Genomic DNA, 26203 nt, shown 5'->3' on the forward strand with positions numbered 1-26203 from the left:
TCTCATTTTTGTCCTACACTCTTTTAACAGTGGCTCCCCTCCTGGTGGGTCAAATTTCGCTTAGTCTAAACTCCAGTTAGTTTTATTCATGTTTAAAATAACATAAAGCCCGCACTTGTGCGGGCTTTTCCTGAGTCTTTGTCCCTGTTAGGATGAAAGATTACACGGTGGCAGCGCGTTTATAGGCTTCATCCAGGACTTCACAAAGGGTCGGGTGAGTATGAACGCTAAAGGCTAATTCATTGACGGATTCACGATTGGCGATCGCATTGGCAGCTTCTTGAATTAAGTCAGCGGCATGATAGCCAAAAATATGCACGCCGAGAATTTCTCCGGTATCTTTGCGGTAAATGACTTTAGCAATTCCATCGGTTTCTCCCTCGGCGATCGCCTTAGAATTGCCTTTGAAATAGGTTCGTACTGCGGCAACTTCAAATCCCTCTTCTTTCCCTAATTCTTCGGCAGCAGGTTCGGTTAATCCCACAAAACTCATTTCGGGATGGGTAAAGGCAGCAGCAGGAATACTCCGATAATCAATGGTTCGAGGACGTCCACAAATATTTTCAATCACGGCGACCCCTTGTGCCGAGGCAGCGTGTGCCAACATCATTTTACCCATTGCATCACCGATCGCCCATACATGAGGAATAGGTTCACCCCCGGCTAACAATTGCATGGCATCATTCACCGGCAGGAACCCTCGGCGATCGGTTTCTGCACCCACGGATTCCAATCCTAAGTTTTTAGTAGCAGGAATTCGTCCCGTTGCCACTAAACAGGCATCCACTTCTAAGACTTCAACCACTTCCTTAGTTTTGGGGTCCATTAATTCAATCACCACGGGAGAACCGGGAGTGACTTTTGCCGCTAAAACTCCCACCCGAGTTTCAATGTCCCGAGGTGCAATTAACACCCGTTGCGCTTGTTTGGCAATATCCGGATCAAAGGTTGGCATCAGTCTATCCAACGCTTCAATCATGGTCACTTCCGAACCCAAAGCAGTGTAAATATCAGCAAATTCTAACCCGATATAACCACTGCCAATAATGGCAATCCACTGGGGTAACCAGTCTAATTTAATGGCATGATCACTGGTAAAAACCGTTTTGCCATCCACTTCAATCCCAGGAGGAACCCAAGGCACGGAACCGGGTGCTAACATGATATCTTTAGCCGTAATCGTCTTTTCCCCGCTAGAGGTTTCTACGATTACTTTTTGACTTCCTGCCAGTTTTCCCCAGCCTTGAATCACATCAACATTCAGGCGTTTGAGACTATTGACTAATTCACCGCGCAATTTAGACACGGTATTGTCAGCATGATTGGCAATGGTTTCGCGATCGAACGAGATGCCACCGAGTTGAATGCCGAGGGTTTTCAAATGATGAGCATCCCGCAACTCTCGCACTCGTCCCGAGGCTGCAAGCAGGGCTTTTGAGGGAATACAGCCACGATTGACGCAAGTACCTCCCATAACCCCAGCTTCCACGATCGCCGTCTTTAAGCCACATTTCACCGCGTGTAAGGCGGCACCATGTCCCCCCACTCCTGCGCCAATAATCACTAAATCGTAATCAAATCCTTGACTCACCGAAATTTCTCCTGATGCGCGTTGTTGATTATTCCCATTGTTAAATGCTGGAGGGATATGAGGCAAGATTTTGGAAAGATGGGGGAGATGGGGAGGATGGGGGAGATGGGGAGGATGGGGGAGATGGGGAGGATGGGGAAGTTTGTAGTAACGACTTCAGTCGTTTCTTAATTTTGTAGTAACGACTTCAGTCGTTTCCACCCCTATCTCCCCTATCTCCCCTATCCCCCCTATCTCCCCCAACTCCCCCTCTCTAAAACCAAATCTCCACCACCCGTCCTGTAATCTCTCGTTCCAACCAAGGGGTGTTACTCGAAAGGGATTTCAGACTCTCTCCCGTCACCTGCCAAGACTGTTGAGGGTCAAACAGGGTGAAATCTGCTGCTGTACCGGGTGCGATCGCCACTGGGGTTTGTTGCAGGCATTTAGCAGGATTGCTACTCAAACCCCGCCATAATTCCACCGGGGATAACTTCTCAGTTGTCACCAAATGTTCCCACAATAAGGGTAATGCCAATTCGAGTCCGATCGCACCGGGAGGAGATTCAGCAAAGGCAACGGTTTTCTCTTCGTAGGTGTAAGGGGTATGATCAATGGCGATCGCATCGATGACTCCTGATTTCACTCCCGCAATCAATGCCTGTTGGTCCTGGGGATTCCCCACTGGCGGTTCTAGGTGCAGACTGGGACAGTAAGGAGTAAAAATCGCTGGATTGTTAATTTCTGCTGCATTCACTAGCAGGTGCATCCATGAGGTACTGGCAGTGATGGGTAATCCTTGCGCCTTGGCAGATTCAATCAGTTGCACTCCGCGTTGGGTAGACACGCGCATGATATGAACCGGCGTTCCCGTTGCTGCAACAATTTCCAGCAATGCTGCTAATGCCGAGGTTTCTGCGATCGCCGGATTTCCTGGCAATCCCAACCGAATAGAGGCAGTCCCTTCCCGAACGACTCCATCTCCTGCTAACTTACGACTACAAGGCCAGAGTGCCACAGGTTTACCCCAAGGGTGCAAATATTCCAAAATCCGCCTCAGCAGTGCTAAATCGGCAATGGGTTGACCATCAGCAAAACCCACGATGCCGGATGCCTCTAATTCGGCTAATTCTGTCATTTGTTCTCCCTTGATTCCCCGGGTTAATGCACCCCAAAAATGCAGTTTCGGCAGGGAAGGAGTGGGGAGAGGCAACAACTCATTCAAGGTTCTAATCCCTTGAACTTTTTGATGCAAAAATGCTAATCCCCCAGGATTGTCCACAGGTGGAGAAGTATCTGGCAAAATTGCAACTTGAGTAAACCCTCCACTTCTTGCCGATTGCATCAATGAAGTCAGGGTTTCTCGTTCCTCAAATCCAGGATCGCCACTGTGACTGTACAAATCAACTAAACCAGGACCTAAGATTAATCCCTGACAATTCCGAACTTGAGTATCACTTCCCCAGTCAGCAATTTCTGGCGCAATTTGCGCGATCGCACCATTGGCAATCCAAACATCGGCGATCGTATCCTCTCCCGAAACCGGGTCAATTATCCGAACTTGTTGCAGCAGTTCATTCACAGTCAACACTCAACAGCAAACACTATCAATCTTTTCCTTTCCGGTCCCCTCCCCTTGGCAAGGGGAGGGTTGGGTGGGGTCCTCCCCGATGCCTGGAATCAACCCTGGAAATTTCTTAATTCCGGTCCCCTCCCCTTCGCAAGGGGAGGGCTTTAAAATCCTTGAAATTCCCGGTTTCTCATCATTCCTGGGTGAACCCCACCCAACCCTCCCCTTGCCAAGGGGAGGGCTTTCAAAACCCTGATTCTAGGATTACAATGCACCTGCTGCTGTCTTATCTAAAATCCCCCCAAAGTGCGTTGTAATGTTAATCGCTTCTAACACCGGGGGGTGATCTGGTCCTAGGGTATAGTCAATCACCGTAATTGCACCATTCCCTTGTTTGAAATTCCAAAAATGCTCAGGACCTAGACCAAAGAAATGACATAACAATGCTTTATTAATCGCATCATGAGCAACAACTAATCCCGTTGTCCCGGGTTTAGCCGCTTTGACGATCGCATTCCATGCCTGAATACTCCTTTCCCACACCTGTTCCAAATTTTCCCCTTCTGGCATTTGCACCAATTCGGGGGTATTTTTCCATTGGTCTAACATTCCAGGAAAGTCGGTTTCGATTTCAGATTCAAACTTTCCTTCCCAAAGTCCATGACTGATTTCTCGCAACAAATCATCCACTTTTAATTCCACCTCGGGATGATTTTGCAAGATAATTTCCGCTGTTTCTTTGGGACGCAACATGGAACTACTCACGGCAAAATCGATTTGCACATCTTGCAAGTAGTCAGCGGCACATTTAGACTGCGATCGGCCATTATCATTCAGAGGCACATCAATTTGTCCCTGGAAACGCTGTTGCCGGTTCCATTCCGTTTCCCCATGCCGGACTAATAACAGTCGGGGTCCAATATGTCCGGGTCTGGGTTTGGGCATTTTTTCGCCGACATGACTCGTTAAATTCATCGATTCCAGTTGAACCGGGAGTTTCCCTTTTAAAGGGGGTCTCGGTGTGTCAAAATTCAGGATGCTAATCCCACAATTCGACTGTTGAATCGAATGATATCGCGCTGGGGAAATACCCAAAGCGGTACTCAACAAACAGCGATTAATTCCATTATGTCCAACAACTAAAATCGTTTGATTGGGATGGAGAGGTAAGACTTCATCCCAAAATTCTTTCGCTTGTTCATGCAATGCTAAAACTGGAAAATGTTCCACACTTCCCGTTTCTCCGGGAACATTCATCGAAAATTCATGGGGTCTTTCTTGCCAACAGAGGTAATCTTCGCCCAATTTCTGCTGGACCTCTTCTCTGAGCATTCCTTCCCACAACCTCAGATCTATTTCCATGAGTTTATCGCTGGGTTGGGGTGCCGGAGGTGGCGAGTCTCCTGCCAAATCAGCAACGATCGCCTCGGCTGTTTCTTTCGCCCGTTTCAGGGGACTACAGTAGACAGCATCAAAGGAAATGCCCTTCAGGGCTGCCGCAACTTGACTCGCCGTCTCGCGACCCTTTTCGGTGAGGACGGATTTATCAAGGCGACCTTGGATGCGCCGTTCTTTGTTAAACGTGCTTTGACCATGACGGACAATAATTACGCGAGTAGTCAGGGTTCTATCCTCCAACAGAAATGGTGCAGACTCCCAAGGCGAGTGAAGCGCAGGGGCAGAATCGATCGCATTTTACCGCTTCTTGGTCTCCAGTTAAACTGGGCGATCGCATTTTTATTCCCCCCTTGACCCCTATTCTCTGCCTCTCACCCAGACCTCTGATTCACGGCTGTTGGCGGGATTTCTTTCCGAATTAGGTGATAAATTTATCAGACTTCTTGCAAACTTGTCTTAAGCCCCCCTTAAAAAGGGGGGTTGGGGGGATCAATCCAGAATGTTGCAAAAAGTCTATTCTCTAACTCAGCCTTAACCTTTGATGATGAATCTTAGGTTATCTAAAAATTGCATGATTTTTAGTAACAATCTTGCCATTTTAAAAAAAGATAATTTTAAATTAAATTAGCTCTAATTTATCCTTTAATTAATTCAATTTTTATCAATTTTTCAGATAGCTATAGGCTTCCACTCCGATCCAAGGTAAACTAATAGAGAGTGACTGTCGAATCATCATACAATCTCCCGAATCCAGAGGAAGAAGAAACAGAAAATGGATGCAATCAAGCTCATCAAGCGCGTGGTTTTAACGGCACTAACCCTGCTGGCAGTATTCCTGGTGGGAACCTCTTTGGTGCAAAGTTTCAATCAACCCCAGGTTCAAAGCCGTCTGGAACTTTATCAAACGAATCTGCTGCTTCATGTGGCAGAGTACCAAGGCGAGTATCCAAACGATCCAGCCGTGCAAATTGTGCAGGCTTTGGCGGGGGAAGAACCTTTAGAAGCAGCACTGAAACAGTATCAAGAGGCAGTCGCCTCCACAGAAGAAGCGATCGCCACCCAAAGCAGTCGTCTCTCCTCCACTGTCATCCTCCCACCGGATGAATCTTCGGATCCGCCTCTGATTGAAGGCATCAATCCCCCTGAACTTGCCGAACTAAAAATTCAAAAGCAAATATCAAATCAAGAAACGCTTCGGGATGAACTCCTGTTAAGACTTGGTATTTTAAAAGCCAGTCAAGGTAATTTAGATCAAGCGATCGAGACTTGGACTCCCTTAGCTGAACGTTCTAGTCCCCATCTGGAATCTACCGCTAATACCGCAAATTTATTATTAACCCTTTGGCAAGATTCCCGAACCCTCCCCGCTAATTCAGAAGAACTTCTCACCCAAAACTTAGAGGGATGGTTTCATTATCAAGCCTTCCGAAAACTGTATCAAATCCAGGGACAAGATGAAGCCTTAACTCGCCTCAATCTTCAAGAACAAGAGATAGCAGCAGAATCGTTAGGGAAATTAGCAACAGTTACCGGGATTCCCGCATTCGGGTTTGTTGTCGGAGTCGGTTTACTCATCTTTCTCGGGATTCAATGGGTCCTCAAACGCAAAGATTCTCTACTGGTTCAAAATGGAGATAATACTTGGGAAACTCCTTGGGATTGGGAAACCATTTGGCAGGTTTTCATTGTCGGATTCTTCTTCCTCGGACAAGTTTTAGTTCCCATCGTTGTTCAACTCTTCGGCGTCCAATCTGCCATGCTAGATGTTCGCAGTCGTGCCTTCTATATCTTGGCAACTTATATTGCGATCGCCATTGGCGGATTATTAGTCCTCTTCTTCTCCATCCGTTCCTTCTTTCCCCTCGCTAAAGACTGGTTTCGCTTTAATGTTCTACAGGCAAGCTGGATTTCCTGGGGATTCGGCGGTTATTTTGCTGCCTTACCTTTAGTCATTCTGGTATCTATTATTAACCAACAATTCTGGCAGGGACGCGGTGGCAGCAACCCCATTTTATCCATCGCCTTAGAAAACCGAGATACCGTAGCGCTGACTATCTTTTTCATCACTGCTTCTGTGGCAGCACCTATTTTTGAAGAAATCATGTTTCGGGGATTTCTCTTACCCTCCCTGACTCGTTACTTCTCCGTTACCACCGCTATTGTACTCAGCAGTTTATTGTTTGCCTTGGCACATCTCAACCTCTCCGAAGTCCTGCCATTGGCAACCTTGGGAATGGTTTTAGGATTCGTCTATACGCGATCGCGCAATCTCCTCTCCTCCATTCTCCTGCACAGTCTCTGGAACAGCGGCACACTCTTTAGTCTGTTCGTTCTCGGCAGTGGCGGCAGTTAAATTCCGACCCTTCCAGGCAATCCTCGTTTGTTAATCTGCAATATTTTCTAGGCGGGGGGAAAACGGCGATCGCGAACGTCTTCCCCATAAGCCTGCACCGCCTGAGTAATCGTCTCTTGCAAATTGGCGTAGCGTTTTGCAAAAGGCGGCACCCGCTCAGTCATACCCAACAAATCATGAGTCACCAATACCTGTCCATCACAGTGCAACCCGGCACCAATGCCAATGGTAGGAATCACCAAAGTTTTAGAAATTTCTGCGGCTAATTCACTCGGAATATGCTCCAAAACTACCGCAAAAGCACCGGCTTCCTGCAAAGCGACTGCCTCCTTAAAAATGCGATCGCTCGTTTCCGGAGTGTTCCCCTGTTTCCGATACCCTAATTGATGCACCGATTGCGGCGTTAATCCCACATGACCCAACACCGGAATTCCTGCCAACACCAATCGCCGGACAGTTTCAGCAATTTCCGGATATCCCCCCTCCAACTTCACCGCTTGAGCACCTGTTTCCTTAAGAATTCTTCCCGCCGAATGCATCGCCTGTTGGAAACTTTCTTGATAAGTTAAAAACGGTAAATCCACCACCATCAGAGCTTTTTCAATACCCCGTCGCACAGCTTTCGCATGATGAATCATCTCATCAAGGGTTAACGGAAGAGTCGTTTCATACCCCAACACCACCATTCCTAATGAATCGCCAACTAACAGCAAATCCACCCCAGCGCGATCGAGCAATTTCGCCGAGACATAATCATAAGCCGTCAGCGCCACGATCGCCATTCCTTGTTGTTTTCGCTCTAGTAATTGTTGAGGGGTGATTGGCATAGCTGGGTGGGTTCAAGTCGGTCAATCCGCTGGCAAAAGTAGCAACCGGCAGTCACATCATTATATAGAGATGGATTGCCTTTCCAATCTTATCAGATCCCTAAGCGCGATCGAGGATTCCCCCTGTCTCTAGGATTCTAGGAACTCCTAACTTACCGGATGTACCAAATACACAAGTTGGCTGATTAGTCAATAGCCGGTGTTGGGTGGCGAAAAAAATTAGTCACGGGGGAGGACAGGTGGGAGGAGATCGGACGCCAGCCTTGGCCCCACTGATAACGGCATTGTAAGGGTTTAGAGCAAAAAACTGGGTCAAAATCCAGCAACTTTAGCAACAAGGCAAACTGCTCCACTGAAAATACACCTTACCATAATTTGGCAGATTGTCAAAAATTACCCGAAACCCTTGCCACTTCGTTGGGGATGCGGTTGGTGAATTTAGGGGAAAAACTGGGCGAAGTTTGAATTATTGAATATTTTAACCGTAAGAATATCAGCCTAGCTTATCAATTTACAACCGACACTGCCAGAGGGACCTTAAAATCCTCGCAGGTTGTTGCTTGCTCCTGTTCTGGCAATTACAATAGAATAACCGTAAGCACAAACTGAGGCTAACTGGGTTATGCCGGAAATCGTCGAAATTCCCCTAGAACTGACTTACTTTCAACTGCCGCCAGCCGTTGAAAATCGCTTACATTTTCTGTTAGATCGTCAAGATAATGGCTATCCCCTGTCTTCCGACGAACGACAGGAGGCCGAGGGATTGGTTGAGTTGGTGGAATTTTTATCCTTACTACAATTGCGTTCAACGCGAGTGCGCCAGTAGTCATCATTATGACCAAAATTCCTAATGTTCTCCGGCAACTGGTTATTCAACGAGCTAAGAACCGATGTGAATATTGTGGTCTTTCTCAGTTGGGTCAAGTTGCCACATTTCACATTGATCATGTAATTCCTATTATGGCTGGGGGTGAAACCATCCCCAAAAATTTAGCCCTGGCTTGTGTTTCTTGTTCGCTTCGCAAAGGCGCACGTCAGGAAATTGAGGATCCTGAAACCCGTGAAATGGTCAGTATTTTTAATCCTCGCCAACAACAATGGAATGCTCATTTTACTTGGAATAAAATCGAAGTGATTGGGTTAACAGCAACAGGTCGAGCAACAGTGAAAGCCCTTAATTTAAATCGGTCAACTCTGTTGGCTATTCGGGCAGAAGAAGAATTGCTAGGACGACATCCACCTCCAGAAGATATACAGTAACTAGGGATGGATTGCTTCTCAGTTAGAATAATCACAGCGTTGAGGGCATCGGCATAAAGGTAACACGGAATACTATCGTCAAACTAACCATTGCTGGTTTCCGGGATTAGTTGAAGCGGGATAAGGATGTCAAGTTAGGGCAATCCTTGTGGTCAGATTTGCAAACTGTGGAGAAGTAACGGATTAAGGATTTATGCCGAATCTCCTGTGTGTAATCTTATAACAATCTCCTCGGTATAATATTATCAGAAATCTAAAGACTGTAAGGATTCGCAAAATACAGAGAACCAGGTAGTATCCCAGTTGTATTCCTGACATAAATCCAATAGCTGATCTTCATCGTTTATTCCTCTTTGAGTTATAATTTTATGCGTATCATGATTTACAATAAGACCGTTCCAATATTTATCAGCTATGACGATATGAATACTAGCCTTTCTGATATGCGAAAACTCACTTTTATCCTCAAGTGGCAAATTAGTTAATTCATCATTTTCAATTTTCAGCATTTTAATTCGTGTTTTTTTGAGTTTTTTCTTAACAGTATTGACGGTTTCCCAATATTCGCATCTAAGTAACTCTGCCTGGTCAGAATCTCTTATGATTTTGTATATTTTCTCTGAAAAACTCGCGTATCTCCGCCTTAAAAGAGTATTGCCGGTTTGGATTACATCATTCAGTAAACGACAAACTTCAGAGCCTTGAATGTAGGTTTTTCCCCCGTGGATAACTTTATATTTGTCACTAATTTCTAGCGCAATATAGTTTGCATTATCTTTAGTTGTTCTTAATATATTATGAAGTTCTAACTCGTCAATCCAAAGCATTCCAAGGCGGTCAATTTTAGCCGCCTTAGACCAAGCATTGTATATGACTTTCATAGGTTGCAAATGTAAATTATATGAATATTGGGATATCTCTTCAAACTCAATGTTTAAATCAGATGCCGCGTATCGAAAAGGGACAAGTTCTCCTTTCATTTTTATCTCCTGGTCATTTGTTCATACATTTGAGTGAGTTTTGTAGATGCTTCTACAGATTCTGGATGCTTACATACATCGGGATGAATAATCTTGGCTAACCCATTTCGCCAGCTTTTAGCTTTTTCTAAATCTCTTGTATGGGATTTATTGACGCCAAGTTCTTTAAGTCTTTGCTCTCCATCTAGTCTTAAGAGAGCATAAATAATTCTATCTACTTCCGACTTGAAGTACATCAGATTTTCATCTGAAATATTGGACGGAGATTCTTCAAATTTTTGGAGTAATCGTCCAGATATTTTGAGTTTACGGATGCTTTGGACTACTTCCCATAAGTCTGCCCAGCCTCTAGCTTTAAAGTAAATCCGTTCCCCTAAGCTGTTCTTGAGTTCCTCACGGATCTTTCTGTAGGAACCCAATTGCTTTAAATCCTCAAGAGTCTCAATTTCCAGCCATTCCATTATTGAAAGTACCTTAGTTTAATAGCCAATCCTGCCAGTTACCCCGTAATATAGCAATCCTAAATGATTTGCAACCAAACTAGCGAGCAAGATGCTCACACTACCAAGGGTCTCAGATTTGGATCCATCACAGAACGGATGTAGGACTGCTATATGGGAAAATTTATAACATACATAGCTACTAGCGTCAACCTACATCATTATGATAATGGATCCAAGCCCAATCATCTTCTAGTCTGAGTTTTTTGCTGGCTTTCTCTATGACAAATTGATTGAGACCCGCTATATAAGCCTTTTGATTCAGTCATCAACCTTGATGAGCTAAGAATACCCCCCGGCAATCGCTTGGAAGCTCTAGTCGGTAGCCGTAATGGTCAATACAGCATCCGGATTAACGAGCAATATCGCATTTGCTTTGTCTGGAGTGAACAGGGTCCTGAAGAGGTTGAAATCGTCGATTATCACTAATATCACTCACGGAGTAATTCATAATGGTTCGCATTCCCACTCATCGCCCCCCTACTCATCCGGGAGAAATGCTTTTAGAAGAGTTTCTGAAACCGCTGGAACTGACACAACGAGGCTTGGCCGATGCTATTCATGTCCCATATCTATCAACGAGTCAATGAGATTATCAATCGTCGGCGAGGCATCACTCCCAGTACAGCTTTGCGGTTGGCTAAATTCTTTGATATATCTCCAGATTTTTGGTTAAATCTTCAATTGCGTTGGGATTTATATCATACCCAAGAGCAAGAGCAAGAGATTCTGAATCAAATTTCTTCTGGGGGCAAGCTGCTAAAATTTGAGTAGTCACATTTTGTGAACCTCAGTATCCACAATTAACCGAAGAGGAGAATCGCCATCCTCTTCGACAGAGAAAGATTGTCCACCCCTACCAAACCCACCCCAAAACTCATTACCCCAAATCCCAAAATTCGCTACAATATCAGCAAACCCTAGCCTTCCGCTAAAACAGGGAATCAATTGTTAAATTTATTGTTTCTACTCCCCTAGGGTTCACAGTCCGCACCACCGAAAACTACTGGCAAACATTGCTTATCAAACATCCTGATATTACCAATTATGAAACAGAAATTCAGCAAACCCTTAATCAACCGGATGCCATTTACCAAAGTCAGCGTGATATTAATGTCTTGCTATTTTATCGCACCCTTAAAGAAAAAGGTGGCTGGTTGCTGTTGCTCGGCGTTTAGATGGAGAGGGTTACTTGATTACAGCTTACCAAACTGATTCAATCAAAACAGGAGAAAAATTATGGCCCAAATAAAAGTATTTTATGAACCAGAAACCGAACTTTTAACCATTTTTTGGCAATCTCCCCGCCCCAACCAAATTGCTACGGAACTTGGGAACGATATTATCCTTTTCAAAGATGGAGATACCAATGAACCTATTGGCATTGAAGTGTTATCCTATCGCCCTGGAGACGATCGCATTAGTGGCATTTCCCTGGAACTCGGCCAACAAAACCTAGTTAAAACCTGAAAAATCAACTTAGGTAAAATTACCTTTATCACGGACGAACCGCTAGAAGTGCCGTTAACTTTGATGGTTTGCCTGAGATAGAATAACTTTTGAGAAAACCCCCGGGTTTTTCCCTCAATCATTAAATTTATTCTAGCGAAATCCTAGCAGTCTCAACACGGGCATCAGTAAATAGTAACTACAACCGAGACAAAAACTGCCGGTCATTCCGAGGAGGGCAAAAAAGGCGATGCTATCCCAAAATTGCGGCATCCCGATTCCGGAGGTGGCGGAAAATAGGTCTAAAATTAGGGGAAAATATGAACTATAGAGAAAGACGGCCATCACGATCGCAGTCCCGATCGCACTCATCGTCGCATGGAACAGTTGCGGTTTGGGTAACCCTAACCCTAGGGTTATCGAGGCGATCGCAATTGCCGTAAATCCGACTAAATCAGGGGCAGCTAGGGTCTCACTGGTTGAACTCACCGCTAATACAAACCATCCTAATCCATACCCAAATACTCCCATCAAGCCAGCGACGATAAATCGTCTTTGTTGTCCAAAACTTCCCGCTTCAGTTAATCCCAAGGCTGTGCCTAAACCGGCCATTCCAAATAGAATCGCCACTGGATCAACTATCAGTTCCAGATTAGGAAACCATTGTGAGATTAACTCACCTAGGCGGCTGCTGAGTCGGCTGCCGACGGGTAGCCAATAGGCTAAGGTAAATCCAACTCCGGCACCGACACTCGCACCTAATCCGCCTAAGATAGTTCCTAATAGGGTATCAAAGCAGGCGGTAAAGGCCCAACTGATTAGATCTAAGGTGGTGATCAGGATGCTTTCTAGGGTTTTGTAACTGACTATGCCGAGGGTGGCGATCGCCTTAATCACCAAGGTTCCGACTCCCCAGCAAAATTTGATACTCTGCCTAGATGCCACTGCCGCAAATTCTGCTAAACGGCCACTCAGTCCCAGATTCCGATGGCGGACTAAGGTTTTTAAATACGAACCTTGTCCCAGTCGTCCTTGGAGTTCTGTTGCACTGGATAATCGTTTGTCAACCTGAAACTCCAGCATTTCATCGATGACATTAGCCAGATTTAGGCTAACTCTGGCGTGAGGATGCCAGCGACATTCTCCGGACATTCCATCATCAAAGTCTGCTGGCGATCGCCCGGTTAGCAGAAAAATTGCCGTTCGTCCCAAGGCATAAAAATCCGCTGCCGGTCCCACAGAAGCCCCCATCATCTGTTCTGGAGGACTGTAACCTGGAGAGAACAGCCTCGTGGAACTCGCCTGTTTCCCGCTGAGTTGTTTCACCCCGCCAAAATCGATCGCCACCAGTTGACCCGCTGCACTTCCCCCCATCCTTCTATTAAATAAGGAGAATGGAGTACCCGTATTTGTCGGAGTCGCTGCCATGCGGACCATTAAATTGGTGGGTTTGAGGTCCCGGTGAATAATTGAATGGCGGTGCAATTCTTCCAAAATATCTGCCGCCTGCATCAACCAATCCACTACCAATGCCTCGGGAAATCCTTGAGGATAATCGCGATGCAGCATTTCATCCAAGGTAAACCCCTCGATTTTTTCCATGATGAGACAAGGCAGGGTTTGGGGTTGGGGATGTTTGAGGGAAACGTGAAAATAACCATCGCGATCGACCTTGGGAATTCCCGGATGGGTCAGACTTGCTAAAACTGCTGCCTCTTGTTCAAAGAGTTCTAAGGCTTTAGGCGATCGCTCGTTTAACACCTTCAAGACTCGTTCCCGGTCCGTCTGTCGATCATAAACGGTGAAAGTGACGGCAAAGCCGCCGGTCCCTAATTTTTGTAAAGGAAGATAACGCCCATTTAAAATCAGAGGGGTTCCACAACTGTCACAAAAGTGATGACTCGGACTTTGGGCGGTGGGACTTGGACAATTTGGGTTGATGCAGTGGAGGAAAGCTGGCTGCATAAGTTTTTTAAAATCACCCCCAAGGGCGATCGCTCAACAAAGGGGATCAGGATTAAAGGGTCTCAAGGCTAGGGTTGCGATCGCATTCTGAAACGTTCGTCCCCCCTGTATGCGGCTCAGGAAGCAGAACCCATCGCCTTCTCAACTGCGATCAATTGTATCGTTCCTCCTGCTCCCCACCGCGAAATTCTGCTAATCCTCCGAAAACTGAGCGTTTTATTATATCAGCGAATTGCAATTTTATATTATAACAAAAAATAAATATTTATAACGAAAAATAAAGAAATATTATCGACGAATAAAAGAACAATGATGTTTAACTTATTGTTTTCCTGATACTATTGTTATGCAGCAAAACGAAGCAGCCGACTGATTTAGCTTCATCGATCCCCGATACGGGATCGGTAAGCAATAGTACCCAGATAAGTGAATAGCTTGTCAGGAAAACTAAAAACCAGAACAACTGCAACGATTTTCGATGATTCCGATGATTCCTAGGAAGGGGGATTATGTCTTACAGTTCAACCCAGACTCAAGCAAAAACCGGCTACCAAGCTGGCGTTAAAGATTATAGACTGACTTACTACACGCCGGACTACACTCCCAAAGATACCGATGTCTTGGCGGCATTCCGGATGACCCCTCAGCCTGGAGTTCCCCCCGAAGAAGCAGGAGCTGCCGTAGCTGCTGAATCTTCTACCGGAACCTGGACCACTGTCTGGACCGACCTTTTGACCGACTTGGATCGGTACAAAGGCCGTTGCTACGACATCGAAGCGGTACCCAACGAAGAGAACCAGTACATCGCTTACGTTGCCTACCCCCTCGACTTGTTTGAAGAAGGCTCCGTCACCAATATGCTGACCTCCATCGTGGGGAACGTGTTTGGTTTCAAAGCCCTGCGCGCACTCCGCTTGGAAGATATGCGGATTCCCGTTGCCTACCTGAAGACCTTCCAAGGTCCTCCCCACGGCATCCAAGTTGAGCGCGACAAACTCAACAAATATGGTCGTCCCATGCTGGGTTGCACGATCAAACCGAAACTCGGTTTATCTGCGAAGAACTACGGTCGTGCAGTATATGAATGCTTGCGCGGTGGTTTGGACTTCACCAAAGACGACGAAAACATCAACTCCCAGCCGTTCCAACGGTGGCGCGATCGCTTCTTGTTCGTTGCTGACGCTATCCATAAAGCTCAGGCAGAAACTGGCGAAATCAAGGGCCACTACCTCAACGTAACCGCCCCCACCTGCGAAGAAATGCTGAAACGGGCTGAGTTCGCCAAAGAACTCAAAATGCCCATCATCATGCATGACTTCTTAACCGCAGGGTTCACCGCCAACACCACCTTGGCTCACTGGTGCCGCGATAACGGAATCCTGTTGCACATCCACCGTGCTATGCACGCCGTTATCGACCGTCAGAAAAATCATGGTATCCACTTCCGTCTGCTTGCCAAGTGCTTGCGGATGTCCGGTGGTGACCACATCCACACCGGAACCGTTGTGGGTAAACTCGAAGGCGAACGCGGTATCACGATGGGCTTCGTCGATCTGCTCCGCGAAAACTATATCGAACAAGATAAATCTCGTGGGATTTACTTCACCCAAGACTGGGCATCTATGCCTGGGGTGATGGCTGTTGCTTCCGGTGGTATCCACGTATGGCATATGCCCGCACTCGTGGAAATCTTCGGTGACGACTCCGTGCTGCAGTTTGGTGGTGGGACCTTGGGTCACCCCTGGGGTAATGCTCCCGGTGCAACCGCCAACCGTGTTGCTTTGGAAGCCTGTATCCAAGCTCGTAACGAAGGCCGTAACCTGGCTCGTGAAGGAAATGATATCCTTCGTGAAGCTGGACGCTGGTCTCCTGAGTTGGCTGTCGCTCTTGACCTCTGGAAAGAAATCAAATTTGAGTTCGAGGCGATGGATACCGTCTGATGACGGATCCTTAGTAGAAAAGTTAACCGTTAACCTGAACTGGAAAACGGTTAACCTTTCTCCAGTCAGACAAGCGCTCTAACTTCAGCGCAGTATCACGGCAAAATCCGGCAACAGTAGGAGGAAAGTATTCCCCTACGCTGTTTGATAAAGGAGATCCGGGTTATGGTTTGTACCCAAAGAAAGGTGCAACCACCCGCTGCGATCGCGGATGGTAGACATAAATAACCGCCGATATCAAACCTTGCCAACAATATGGATTTAAAACAAATTGCTAAAGATACTGCCAAAGTCATGAGCAGCTATTTGACCTACCAAGCCATGAGAATTGTAGTCAGTCAACTGAACGAAACTAATCCTCCCTTGGCCTATTGGTTGCAAAACTTTTCCGCCACGGCCAATATCCAAAATGGAGAAACGTATATCGAAACGTTACTTCACGAAAAGCCAGACTTGGCAATTCGGATCATGACCGTGCGCGAACATATCGCCGAGGAAGTTACAGAGTTCTTGCCTGAAATGGTTCTGACTGGCATCATGCAAGCCAACATCGACCACCGGAAGCAGTATCTGGAAAGAACAGTAACGGGATTACCCTTACCTGAGTCAGCCCCAGAGACGGAAACGGAACCCGGATCCGGTTGACGGTGGTGATTTATTTCTGGCCTAAACCGCCAATCCTTGTAGATCCCGCAGCAAAGAGACAAAGAATTATGAAAACTCTGCCAAAAGAGCGTCGTTACGAAACCCTTTCCTATCTGCCCCCTCTGTCTGATGCACAGATTGCCAAGCAGATTCAGTACATCATTGACCAAGGCTACATTCCTGCCATTGAGTTCAATGAAGTCTCTGACCCCACGGCTTACTACTGGACCATGTGGAAGCTGCCTTTGTTCAACGCCCGTTCTGTCCAAGAAGTGATGGCTGAAGTCCAAGGCTGCCGGAGTGAATATCCTAGCTGCTTCATCCGCGTTGTGGGATTTGACAACATCAAGCAGTGCCAAGTGCTCAGCTTCATTATCCACAAACCCAACACCAGCCGCTTCTAAGTTTGGGATGTAATTCTCACATAGCAGCACCGGGCGGGGTTTAAACCCTAACCTAGGCTGAAGAAACAACCGACACCCTAAAAAGTGTCGGTTGTTTTTGGTTGATTGTTAGTTTTTAGCTGAATTCGGAATCACCGGACAAGGCACCGATTTTTCTCCAGACCAATCGGTAAAGGTATTTTCATCTTTGTAATGACGAGGAGTTTGTAGCAATAAACGCCAAGCTTCGGTAGCATCGATTAACTTCAACCGACCGGGATAATGCAGTTCTAGCAATTCTCGGACTAGGGGATAGTAGTCTGAGTTGATGTTAGGGAAAATATGATGTTCGGTGTGGTAAGAAAAGTTCAAGTGCAACCAATCGAAGAATTTAGGAACTCGGATGGATAAGCTATTGAACGTAGGGTCGTTAATGCTACTCATCGGCGAGACCATGTGATTGGTATAAATATAAAACATTGCACCGGCATAGCCAATGGCGATGGGGAGAAAGTAACTCAGAAGGAGTTTGATGGGGTCGAAGTGCAGGGAGAACAAGATAGTGAGATGAATGGCTGCGATCGCCATTAATTCCCATGCGATCGCCCGTCGTTCTTTCGGCGTAATGGTAAACGCTGCCGGAACATAGTCTACGGATTTGGTATTAAAAAACAGCACGGAGGTGATGTTTCTAAAATTATGGAATCCCCAAGCATTGATCATTCCCACAAAGAACCAAAATGGATTGACCTCAGCAGAAGGCACAAATAAGTTTTGAAACCATTTGCCCCAAGTGTTAGGCTGGTCCTTCAAGTAATTGCGATCTGGATCGTTCATCGAATTTGTTTTATTATGATGCTCCCGATTATGTACGGCTTTCCACATTGTCGGTGGCATCCACCCTAGAGCGAATCCGAGAAACCCCATCAGGTGCATCACTCGCTTATTTTTGATGACACTGCCATGCATCAGGTAATGAGAACTAAACAGGAGGACAACAATGCTATTGCCCATAATCAGAGCGATCGGGAGGTAAAGCCATAATAAGAAGACAGGCCAACGATCTAATGTGGAGGCGATCGCCCAACCGAGGATCATTATCACCAAATTAATCGATAAAATCCCTAACTTACTGGGATCCAGTTCAAATGCCTCTAATGGCAGGAGGGGACGCAATTTCTTCGCATACTCCGCATGAGGAATCATTAATTCTTCCTCAGTACGGCTCATCAATTGTTGTGAATTCATTGGAGAATAAGTCGTCCCTAAACACGGTAACAGAATAGGGTAAGTATAGCGTAAAAAATAAAATTGCTCAGATTTTTAACTATTTTTTCTACTCTCAAAAATATTTTGATATTTTTATATTTTCTGCTATAATGCTTGGCCTAACCCAACTCTGTAGGGACGACTAAACATCAGAATGATATCCGTAAAATTGGCACAGGGAGTATCAGTAATCATTCATCAGCCGCTTGTAAAATTCGGATGTATAATGCTGCACTTATCCGAAACCCAGCCTGAGCGATGAGCGCGTCCATAATGGGTTGAACCGCAGGAATCAGCAATCTGGTTTTAGCGGCAACTAGAATGCCGAGTATCCCTGTAATCTCTATTCCCAAATTGCTGGCTTCTCGTCTACCCAGTTGTTCATCTATCAGCAGTCGATCTGCATTTAGCTCCCGAGCAAGAGCGATCGCTTCTGCTTCCCCTAGATCGAGTTTTTTTTGCAGGAGAGTTTCCAGTTGGCTCCTATGGGTAACGGGTTGAATTTCAATCCAATCCAAGTTGGGCACCGCTCGGATTGCTGCATCTTCTGGAGGTGCATTAGTCAGTTCATTCGCAACGGCTGGGGGAATAACAATTTTTGGATAAATTTGTGATAACAGATTCAAATGACCGATTGCCGCTAAATTACTTAAAGGGGAAGTATTGCTGACAATTATCATTGCCAACCTCGTTCTCGCAAAGACTCTAAATCTTGTTCAAAATCTTCTATTTCATAATGAATACAAATTCCCCGGGTTGCCATCTCCCGCTGAAACGCGATCGGGTGCAGTCCGGCAAGGTGCGCTGCTTTGCCGAGGCTAATTTTGTTTTGCTGAAACAGCATCATGACAATTTCTAATAATAACTCGGGTTCAGACAAACCGCTGGCTTCTACCAGTTCCTTAGAGATGACTAGACTCATGGGATATTTTGATAACTCGATAGGTCAATTATAGCAAACTTTACCCATCCCCCCGGATTCATCGAAACCGAACCCCCAGAGTTAAACCTGTTTCATCCAGACTGAGGTTCAGTTTATTTTCAATGGATTGAATCACAAAATCCACCGCATTTGGACCAATTCCAATCGGTTCTGCCAGGGTATTGAGTTGGTTGATTGCCAAAAACTCATCTAATCTTTTTCCGTTAAATCTAGCTAATTCTTGGTCTAATTTTTGAGTAATCATCCCTTGCTTAGACTTGATCACTAATTTCGAGCTTTCTAAATCCGTCTCCCCCGCTTTAACATAAAGATATCCATCTTTGATACTCAGGGATAAATCTTGGGACACTGAAACCGGAATGCTTCCCGGGATTGCTTTGAGATTAACGAGGACATCCCCCTGGAGATGAATCCCTTCGGGAATTAAGGCATATTTGATATTGCTGACGGTAATTTTGTTGCGAGTTTTTTCAGCGATTATGGGTTCTAACCGCTGGAGTAACCCACTCAGATGGAGTTTTTGCTCTAAACAATCGGGACTGTAGTGAATTTCCAAAGTGTCATTGTGAATGGTGGTGACGTTTGCACAGGGGGAAGGAATGGGAGAGGCGATCGCCAGATAATTACCTGGCATTGGGGTTGGTCCCCAAGGTAGAGCAGGCGCAGTCAGAACCAGTAACAATGCTAATCCTAAACTAATCAGAACTGATGAGATTTTCATAGTTGCAGGGAGTGGGGAGAAGGGAAAGTATGAAATGGGCGATCGCACCGTGGGAATTTCATCAATTATCGTTTGCTGTATTCAACGTTCCACATTATTCGCATTTTAGAGATTCATAGTATTTCAGTGCTTCCTCTGTGGAAAGAGGTTTTTCATCTTTCACTTCTTCCATCAATTTTGCCAAGCCGTAATTTTAGAGAATTTCCTCAATTTTCTCAAACTCTGCGATCAAAGTTTGAACGGCGATCGCTTTCTGGTTTTCGTCGATGACATAACTTTTGTGGATTTCTAGCATTTAAAACGCTGTCAATTTAGGTGGGGTGGCAAAGATTCAGAAACCGGGTTTCTGAATCTTTGCCTAGGGGATTGAATTGAGTTAGGCAATGACGCCTTGAAAGACTTTTTCAACCACTTTTGCTAAACGTTTCATGCCCATTTCTATGGCTTCATCACTGGCGGTTAAACTCAGGCGAATACATTCATGTTTGTGTTTCCAATCTTCGCGTAAACCGGGGAAGAAACTGCTGCCAGGAACAGCTATGACTCCGACTTTTTTCAATTCTTGATAGAGTTCCCAATCCGTCATCGGTAAATCTTGGAACCACATCCAGGCAAAAATTGCGCCTTCACCGCGATGCAAGAACCAGGGGAGGTCTTTCGGCATGGCGCGATCGAGGGTGGTTTCTAGGACGGTGAATTTTTGCTGATAGTAAGGACGAATGACGGTTTCGGCAATTTCGCCTAATGCGCCTGATGCAATCGCCCTTGCTGCGATCGCCTGTCCATAGCGCGAGGAGTGAATACACAAATTGGTTTGGAAGGATTGCAAAATCTGAATGGTGCGTTCATCCCCGATCGCAATCCCAATCCGTTCTCCCGGTAATCCCGCCTTGGACAAACTCATACAATGAATAATATTTCCGCCAAAAATCGGCGTCATATCGGTGAAATTTAACGCGGGATATGGCGGTGCATAGGCGGAATCGACAAATACTGGTACATCATAAGGCGCTGCCATTGCGGCAATTTTCTTCACTTCGTCCTCGGTTAGCACATTCCCCGTGGGATTACAGGGACGAGAAAAAATCACACAACCGGCATTTTCATTAATCTCTAATTGGCTGAAATCGGGACGATATTTAAACCGATGTGCCGCTGCATCTAAATCTAAGGTGGGTTTATACGCAATTAAAGATTCTGGCACTAAGCTGACTCCCCCATACCCGGTATAATCGGGGCTTAGGGGTAAGACAATTTGTTTGAGTTGTCCACTGGTGGTATATCCCCCCAAGGTATTGGCAGCAAAAAAGTAGAGACATTGACTCCCAGGAGTAATCAGAATATTGCGATCGCTCAGGTTTAATCCATAGCGCTTGTTAAAATCGGCTTTGATGACATCAATAAACGGCTGATACCCTTGGGATTCTCCGTACCGACAGACGACTTCCCCATACTCCGAGGAGGAGAGTAAATCTGCGGTACAATCGCGCCACAACTGTTCAACCTCGGGCAAAATGACCGGGTTGCCAGCACTCATATTAATTAAATCCCGATCTGCACCAGCGCGTAAGGTTTCACTAATATCTTTCATGATGGCCCGCACTCCAGTAAGCTGGGACATCTGTTCACCAAATTTAGTCAGAGCGGGATTCATAGGACTTCTACTATTAACGATAAGTTTGCCGTGATTTTTACCGATTTTAGCTGATTTTTGGTGTTGCGATCGCGGCTTTTAGCGAGTCTTCATCATAGACTTGTTGCAAAAAAAACGATTGATCCCCCCAACCCCCCTTAAAAAGGGGGGCTTTTTAGAGTCAGGATTGATCCCCCCAACCGTCCTTAAAAACGGCAATTGGCTGTTTAGAATTTTGCAAAAAATCTCATTTCCAGATCCCTTTGGTGGGACCTAGCCCTTTTGAGGAGGGGTAATTCTTAATCTGCAACAGGGTGAGGTCCCTCAGAGGGGGATCAGCCGCCCCACCCCCGCGATCGCCCCTGTAGAAACTGGACGTCAAGAATTGCTCACAATTAATAACCCTGACGAACCGACTCTGACGAACCGAAATTGTTCAAGGAACTGCCTGGAACTCAACCCCTAGAACGATGGAAATTTTTTAGGTTTAATCCCGTATTGAAGCGGGTGCAAGCCTTACCCAGTAGGAGATAGGCGGATTCCTACATTAGGTACAAGGGACGCTACTAGAGACCCGTCAAGAGGCGATCGCCCCTAGGGGTAGTTCAAAGACAATCTGAAGCAAAACTTAAAATTGTGTAATAAAACACCTATTTACCGCCTAGAGGTAATACATTTATAATTCATCCTAATGTTGCCAAAGGAGCAGCCCCAGGATACTCTTTGCAGCGCTCGGTCCATCCAGAGTCTTCGGGGTATCGCCCTTCTGTCATAATGTCCGACAACCGAAAACGTCTCGAAAGCATGGTGTCATAAAGTATGGTGATTAAAAATTACACGAAAGCCAGCCAACAGTTGCGGGAGAAATTACCTCTTCCCCTGAAACCCTTAGCAGAAATTGCTTATAACTATTGGTGGTGTTGGACCACTGAACGAATTTCTCTGTTTCGCAACATCGATCCCGAGGCATGGCAGCAGTGGAACCATAATCCTGTTGCCTTGCTGCAATTTGTTTCCCTAGAACGCCTCAGTCAGTTGGCGAATGACCCCGATTACATGAAGCGGGTGAAAGCGGTTTCAGAACAATTTCACCGCTACATGGCGATCGAGGATACCTGGGCGAGTCGAGTGGCCCCTCAGATTACCAGCGATCGCCCCGTCGTGTACTTCTGCGCCGAATTTGGCATTCATGAATCCCTTCCCATCTACTCCGGTGGTTTGGGAATGTTAGCTGGGGATCACCTCAAATCCGCCTCAGATTTAGGTGTCCCCTTAATTGGAATTGGGTTAATGTATCGGCAAGGATATTTCCGCCAACGCATTAACGGTCACGGCTGGCAAGAAGATTACTATGTAGATAATATCTTCGAGCAGATGCCGTTGGAGTTAATCACCAATGCCGAGGGTAAACCGATTACGGTGGAATTAGAAATCCGCAGTCGGGTAGTCAAAATCCAAATTTGGCGGGCACAAGTCGGACGAGTTTCCCTCTATTTACTCGATACCGATCGCCATGATAACGACCCCCTCGATCGCTGGTTAACGGGACATCTCTACGGCGGCAATCAAGACACCCGGATCGCCCAGGAAGTTGTTCTTGGCATTGGTGGAGTCAGAGCATTAGAGGCCCTGGGAATTAACCCTGCAATTTGCCATCTCAATGAAGGACACGCCGCTTTCTGCACCCTAGAAGTTGCCCGCATGGAAATGAAGCGTACCGGCAAGAGTTTCTATGATGTAGAACAGTCGGTGCGCGAACGTTGTGTCTTCACGACTCACACCCCAGTTCCTGCGGGTCACGATGTATTTTCCGGAGACTTAATCGAGTCTTACTTCTCGCACTATTGGCCTACTCTAGGACTGACTCAGGAACAGTTCATGGCTGTTGGTGCAAGGCGTTTAGGAGACCCTTGGGAACCGTTTGGCATGACCGTACTCGCCTTGCGGATGTGCCGGACTGCCAACGGAGTTTCTGCCTTACATGGGGAAGTCTCTCGGAAGATGTGGCATATTATGTATCCCGATCGCCCGATGGAAGAAGTCCCGATCGGTCATATCACCAATGGGGTACATCAGCGCACTTGGACCGCGCCTCTCCTCAGTGACCTTTATGCTCAATATCTCGGAGAGGATTGGTCCAATCGCATCGCAGATCCGCAAATGTGGGCCAAGGTAGATGACATTCCCGATGAGGAACTCTGGTGGCGTCATCAACTGCTAAAAGAGCGGTTAATTGCTCACACTCGCACTAAAATTAAACGAGCAAGGCAACAACGGGGGGAAAATCCCCAGTGGGTCGATGCAGCCGATCGCATTTTAGACCCAAATGTGCTAACAATTGGGTTTGCGCGCCGCTTCAGTACCTACAAGCGTGGGTATCTGTTGATGCATGATTTAGAGCGATCGCTGCGTCTGTTCAGCAACCCCGAACGCCCGGTACAAATCGTATTTGCCGGGAAAGCACACCCAGCAGATGAACAAGGTAAACGGATTCTGCAACGGATTTATGAATGGAGTCAACAACATTCCCTATTGCAAAACCGCGTGATTGTGCTACCGGATTACGATATGTACACCGGACGCAAGTTGGTTCAGGGTGTGGATGTGTGGCTCAATACCCCCCGTCGTCCCCTAGAAGCATCGGGAACAAGCGGTCAAAAGGTCTGCTTTAATGGCGGGATCAATTGCAGCGTGTTAGATGGATGGTGGTGCGAAGGCTATCAAACGGGTCCTGATGGGAAAGGGATGAATGGTTGGGCGATCGGCGAAGATGCTCATACCAGCGACCAAGAAATGCAGGATAAAATCGATGCAGAATCCCTGTATCGGTTATTAGAAGAGGAAATCGTTCCCCTGTATTACGACATTGACCCCAAAACTGGCCTCTCTCACGGCTGGATTAAAATGATGAAGGGTTCGATTAAAACCAATGCACCGTTATTCAACACCGATCGCATGGTGGCGGATTATGTAGCGAAGGTTTATGCACCTGGGATTCAGCTTGATTTAGAACCGATTCTCGCCAGCGTTTTGGTGTAATCGCGACAACCGGCGGGGGTTTTAACCCTCACCGCGACAACCCGGCGAGAGATTAATCTCCCGCCGGGTGTTGCTGTTGGTACTGATAAATTTGGATTGTAATTGTGGTCATTTGGCAAGCAGATTTTTACCGTCGTCCTTTACAAAATGCCGCAGGGGAACCGTTATGGGAGTTGTGCCTCTGTGATGTAACCGGAAATTTTCAATGGAGTCGTTACTGTTCCCAACGAGAGGCAAACTCGACTTGGTTAGCGGAACAACTACAAATCGCAGGAGAAGGGAGATTACCGGAGGAGATCGCGGTGTTTCGTCCCCAGTCCCTGAGTTTGATGGTAGCAGCAGGGGAAAAACTGGGGGTGAAGGTAGAAGCTTCTCGACGCACTCCCGCTTTAAAATCATGGTTGGTGGAAAAGGCACAGGAGTATAAAACTCAGCCTAATTATACTCATGAACCTTATGAACCCTTAGTCCGCGATCGCCCGCCACCGGGACCCCTGCCGGAAGCATTATGGGGCGATCGCTGGCGGTTTGCTTCCGTGAGTGCCGCTTATTTAATGGAAGTGTTTGCTGAAAGAGCAATCCGGATTCGTCATATCCCGGAAGACTTGACCCCAGTCGCCTTGGGACTCCCTTCTACTGCGGTGATTCCGGGAGTAGTCCTCGATGGCGGACGGCAATCCCTGAAAATTGCCCAATGGTTGCAGGAAGCATCCCCCGTGGCGATCGATTATAATCCCGGACCTCCCAACGGATTAATTTTGGAAGCGGGATTAGTAGACCGTTGGATTATTGCTACATTTGAAGATACAGAAGTTGCCCAGGCCGGTCAAACCTTTCAACAGCGCAAACAAGCAACTCAGGGAGTACATTTTTTGCTGATCCAGCCCGACGATTCAGGGATGACCTATAGCGGATTTTGGTTATTGCAAAATACTTAAAACGGGATTGCTACAAATGGGATGATTAAATTTCATTTAACCCTTTAAATTGATAGCGCCTGCTGGATGAATTACTCCAGCAGGTTGCTTGTTAGTAATAGACATTCATAAGTCCCGGTAATAGGATTGAAAAGAGTGTATTCAGGGGAAAATGAACCAAGCTGCGTAGCCTAAAAGATATTGCTCTTAAATGTTCTGTGGTCATGAGAGTTCAAGATCGAATAAAAACTGCTGTAACCGTCTTATAGCAAGCCTTTTTCCTCTACAATCACCCGATGAACGTTACTCAACTACCCGAATTAAACCGCGTTGGACCGCATCAAAAACGCGACTAATTTGGGTGTGTTCCCGGTCATTCAAGGCATTTTTCGAGAGTAGCGTTGTCATCAACAGTTGTTGATCAACGCGGGTGATTTGCCGTAGAGCAAAGATTCTTTCTACAATTTGATCCACTGAAAGTTTAGGTAAAGTTGTTTGACCTAGCATGATTGCACCCAATTTAGACCCATTGCACAACACTTAAGTTATATTTTTAAAGATTCAGTGAATTTAAGAAGCGATCGCGAACATAGGAACCCTGTGAAAAATGGGCAGCCAATTCGCGATCGGTATCATTGACAAAATTCAAAAAATAGTCATCATTCCGGGAGAGTCCAAGGTTACTCGAACTGAGGGACCTATGCTGGTGGGCAACTGCCTCCCCAGAAGAGCCAGAAGTTGCTTAAGGGCGATCGCTTATACTTCATATCAATTAATCAGATAATTCCTAGATTAGATTTCTCCCTCCCTAGTTCCTCCCTCCGGACCCGTCATACCCCTG

General features: G+C 46.2%; 27 protein-coding genes. 13 read left to right on the forward strand and 14 right to left on the reverse strand.

The genetic code is table 11. The features are described 5' to 3' along the window. Positions 1-160: 160 nt before the first annotated feature. From lpdA to NG796_RS21215, 3 genes are all read right to left on the reverse strand, one after another. On the reverse strand, positions 161-1591 hold the full coding sequence (gene lpdA / locus NG796_RS21205; protein WP_261209087.1) for a dihydrolipoyl dehydrogenase: 1431 nt from the start codon (positions 1589-1591) through the stop codon (positions 161-163). A gap of 253 nt (positions 1592-1844) precedes the next feature. Further along, positions 1845-3152, reverse strand: a complete 1308-nt coding sequence (locus NG796_RS21210; RefSeq protein ID WP_261209088.1) for a dihydroorotase — start codon at positions 3150-3152, stop codon at positions 1845-1847. 252 nt (positions 3153-3404) lie between these two features. Continuing rightward, the gene (locus NG796_RS21215) at positions 3405-4763 is read right to left on the reverse strand and encodes a histidine phosphatase family protein (RefSeq protein ID WP_261209152.1); all 1359 of its coding nucleotides are present in this window, start codon (positions 4761-4763) and stop codon (positions 3405-3407) included. Between the two features lie 20 nt (positions 4764-4783). Here NG796_RS21215 and NG796_RS21220 point away from each other — a divergent pair, with 20 nt between their 5' ends. Further along, on the forward strand, positions 4784-4960 hold the full coding sequence (locus tag NG796_RS21220; RefSeq protein WP_261209089.1) for a hypothetical protein: 177 nt from the start codon (positions 4784-4786) through the stop codon (positions 4958-4960). A gap of 350 nt (positions 4961-5310) precedes the next feature. Next, positions 5311-6891, forward strand: coding sequence for a CPBP family intramembrane glutamic endopeptidase (locus NG796_RS21225; protein ID WP_261209090.1), 1581 nt, complete (start codon positions 5311-5313; stop codon positions 6889-6891). 47 nt (positions 6892-6938) lie between these two features. Here the strand turns inward: NG796_RS21225 and panB are convergent, their stop codons facing one another. Next, entirely contained in the window at positions 6939-7718 is a 780-nt protein-coding gene (gene panB / locus NG796_RS21230) for a 3-methyl-2-oxobutanoate hydroxymethyltransferase (RefSeq protein WP_261209091.1), read from the reverse strand. A gap of 622 nt (positions 7719-8340) precedes the next feature. On the opposite strand from panB, the gene NG796_RS21235 reads away from it, so the two are divergent. Both NG796_RS21235 and NG796_RS21240 read left to right on the forward strand, forming a co-directional pair. Continuing rightward, positions 8341-8544, forward strand: coding sequence for a hypothetical protein (locus NG796_RS21235; RefSeq protein ID WP_261209092.1), 204 nt, complete (start codon positions 8341-8343; stop codon positions 8542-8544). Positions 8545-8552: 8 nt separating this feature from the next. Continuing rightward, positions 8553-8978, forward strand: a complete 426-nt coding sequence (locus NG796_RS21240) for an HNH endonuclease (RefSeq protein ID WP_261209093.1) — start codon at positions 8553-8555, stop codon at positions 8976-8978. Positions 8979-9223: 245 nt separating this feature from the next. On the opposite strand, the gene NG796_RS21245 is transcribed toward NG796_RS21240, so the two are convergent. Next, positions 9224-9958, reverse strand: coding sequence for a hypothetical protein (locus NG796_RS21245; RefSeq protein WP_261209094.1), 735 nt, complete (start codon positions 9956-9958; stop codon positions 9224-9226). 2 nt (positions 9959-9960) lie between these two features. Then, entirely contained in the window at positions 9961-10419 is a 459-nt protein-coding gene (locus tag NG796_RS21250; protein WP_261209095.1) for a hypothetical protein, read from the reverse strand. A 306-nt stretch (positions 10420-10725) separates the two neighbouring features. On the opposite strand from NG796_RS21250, the gene NG796_RS21255 reads away from it, so the two are divergent. The 4 genes from NG796_RS21255 to NG796_RS21270 all read left to right on the forward strand — a co-directional run bounded on the left by NG796_RS21255 (position 10726) and on the right by NG796_RS21270 (position 11928). Then, entirely contained in the window at positions 10726-10887 is a 162-nt protein-coding gene (locus NG796_RS21255; RefSeq protein WP_317619340.1) for a type II toxin-antitoxin system RelE/ParE family toxin, read from the forward strand. Positions 10888-11010: 123 nt separating this feature from the next. After that, positions 11011-11232 carry a HigA family addiction module antitoxin gene (locus NG796_RS21260; protein ID WP_261209096.1) on the forward strand — a complete coding sequence of 74 codons (222 nt, stop codon included), beginning with the start codon at positions 11011-11013 and terminating at the stop codon, positions 11230-11232. A gap of 242 nt (positions 11233-11474) precedes the next feature. Further along, the gene (locus tag NG796_RS21265; protein WP_261209097.1) at positions 11475-11636 is read left to right on the forward strand and encodes a hypothetical protein; all 162 of its coding nucleotides are present in this window, start codon (positions 11475-11477) and stop codon (positions 11634-11636) included. 61 nt (positions 11637-11697) lie between these two features. Beyond that, a complete protein-coding gene (locus tag NG796_RS21270; protein WP_006669972.1) occupies positions 11698-11928 on the forward strand; it encodes a hypothetical protein in 231 nt (76 codons plus the stop codon). Positions 11929-12060: 132 nt separating this feature from the next. Here NG796_RS21270 and NG796_RS21275 read toward each other — a convergent pair whose 3' ends face one another. Beyond that, positions 12061-13872: a serine/threonine protein kinase gene (locus NG796_RS21275; RefSeq protein WP_261209101.1), complete on the reverse strand. Its 1812-nt coding sequence runs from the start codon at positions 13870-13872 to the stop codon at positions 12061-12063. 509 nt (positions 13873-14381) lie between these two features. Here NG796_RS21275 and NG796_RS21280 point away from each other — a divergent pair. The 3 genes from NG796_RS21280 to NG796_RS21290 all read left to right on the forward strand — a co-directional run bounded on the left by NG796_RS21280 (position 14382) and on the right by NG796_RS21290 (position 16861). Next, positions 14382-15812: a form I ribulose bisphosphate carboxylase large subunit gene (locus NG796_RS21280; RefSeq protein ID WP_261209102.1), complete on the forward strand. Its 1431-nt coding sequence runs from the start codon at positions 14382-14384 to the stop codon at positions 15810-15812. 255 nt (positions 15813-16067) lie between these two features. Beyond that, positions 16068-16457, forward strand: a complete 390-nt coding sequence (gene rcbX / locus NG796_RS21285; protein WP_261209103.1) for a RuBisCO chaperone RbcX — start codon at positions 16068-16070, stop codon at positions 16455-16457. 68 nt (positions 16458-16525) lie between these two features. After that, the gene (locus NG796_RS21290; RefSeq protein WP_261209104.1) at positions 16526-16861 is read left to right on the forward strand and encodes a ribulose bisphosphate carboxylase small subunit; all 336 of its coding nucleotides are present in this window, start codon (positions 16526-16528) and stop codon (positions 16859-16861) included. A gap of 108 nt (positions 16862-16969) precedes the next feature. Here the strand turns inward: NG796_RS21290 and NG796_RS21295 are convergent, their stop codons facing one another. From NG796_RS21295 to NG796_RS21320, 6 genes are all read right to left on the reverse strand, one after another. Then, positions 16970-18088 carry a fatty acid desaturase family protein gene (locus tag NG796_RS21295; RefSeq protein ID WP_261209105.1) on the reverse strand — a complete coding sequence of 373 codons (1119 nt, stop codon included), beginning with the start codon at positions 18086-18088 and terminating at the stop codon, positions 16970-16972. A 212-nt stretch (positions 18089-18300) separates the two neighbouring features. Continuing rightward, positions 18301-18789: a DUF3368 domain-containing protein gene (locus NG796_RS21300; RefSeq protein ID WP_261209106.1), complete on the reverse strand. Its 489-nt coding sequence runs from the start codon at positions 18787-18789 to the stop codon at positions 18301-18303. Next, on the reverse strand, positions 18786-19031 hold the full coding sequence (locus NG796_RS21305; protein ID WP_261209107.1) for a UPF0175 family protein: 246 nt from the start codon (positions 19029-19031) through the stop codon (positions 18786-18788). The genes NG796_RS21300 and NG796_RS21305 overlap by 4 nt, the downstream gene beginning before the upstream one ends. A gap of 58 nt (positions 19032-19089) precedes the next feature. Next, complete coding sequence (locus NG796_RS21310; RefSeq protein ID WP_261209108.1) at positions 19090-19686, reverse strand: hypothetical protein; 597 nt, start codon at positions 19684-19686, stop codon at positions 19090-19092. 181 nt (positions 19687-19867) lie between these two features. Continuing rightward, the gene (locus NG796_RS26605; protein WP_261209154.1) at positions 19868-19945 is read right to left on the reverse strand and encodes a hypothetical protein; all 78 of its coding nucleotides are present in this window, start codon (positions 19943-19945) and stop codon (positions 19868-19870) included. Positions 19946-20149: 204 nt separating this feature from the next. Then, positions 20150-21427: a valine--pyruvate transaminase gene (locus NG796_RS21320; RefSeq protein ID WP_261209109.1), complete on the reverse strand. Its 1278-nt coding sequence runs from the start codon at positions 21425-21427 to the stop codon at positions 20150-20152. Between the two features lie 798 nt (positions 21428-22225). Between NG796_RS21320 and glgP the strand changes: the two genes are divergently transcribed. Then, positions 22226-24445, forward strand: coding sequence for an alpha-glucan family phosphorylase (gene glgP, locus NG796_RS21325; protein ID WP_261209110.1), 2220 nt, complete (start codon positions 22226-22228; stop codon positions 24443-24445). Between the two features lie 104 nt (positions 24446-24549). Beyond that, a complete protein-coding gene (locus NG796_RS21330) occupies positions 24550-25383 on the forward strand; it encodes a Tab2/Atab2 family RNA-binding protein (protein WP_261209111.1) in 834 nt (277 codons plus the stop codon). Positions 25384-25665: 282 nt separating this feature from the next. On the opposite strand, the gene NG796_RS21335 is transcribed toward NG796_RS21330, so the two are convergent. Beyond that, positions 25666-25869, reverse strand: coding sequence for a hypothetical protein (locus tag NG796_RS21335; protein WP_261209113.1), 204 nt, complete (start codon positions 25867-25869; stop codon positions 25666-25668). Positions 25870-26203 lie beyond the last annotated feature (334 nt).

Origin of the sequence: Laspinema sp. D2d, assembly GCF_025370755.1 — a bacterium.
In the GTDB taxonomy this organism is placed as follows: Bacteria; Cyanobacteriota; Cyanobacteriia; order Cyanobacteriales; family Laspinemataceae; genus Laspinema.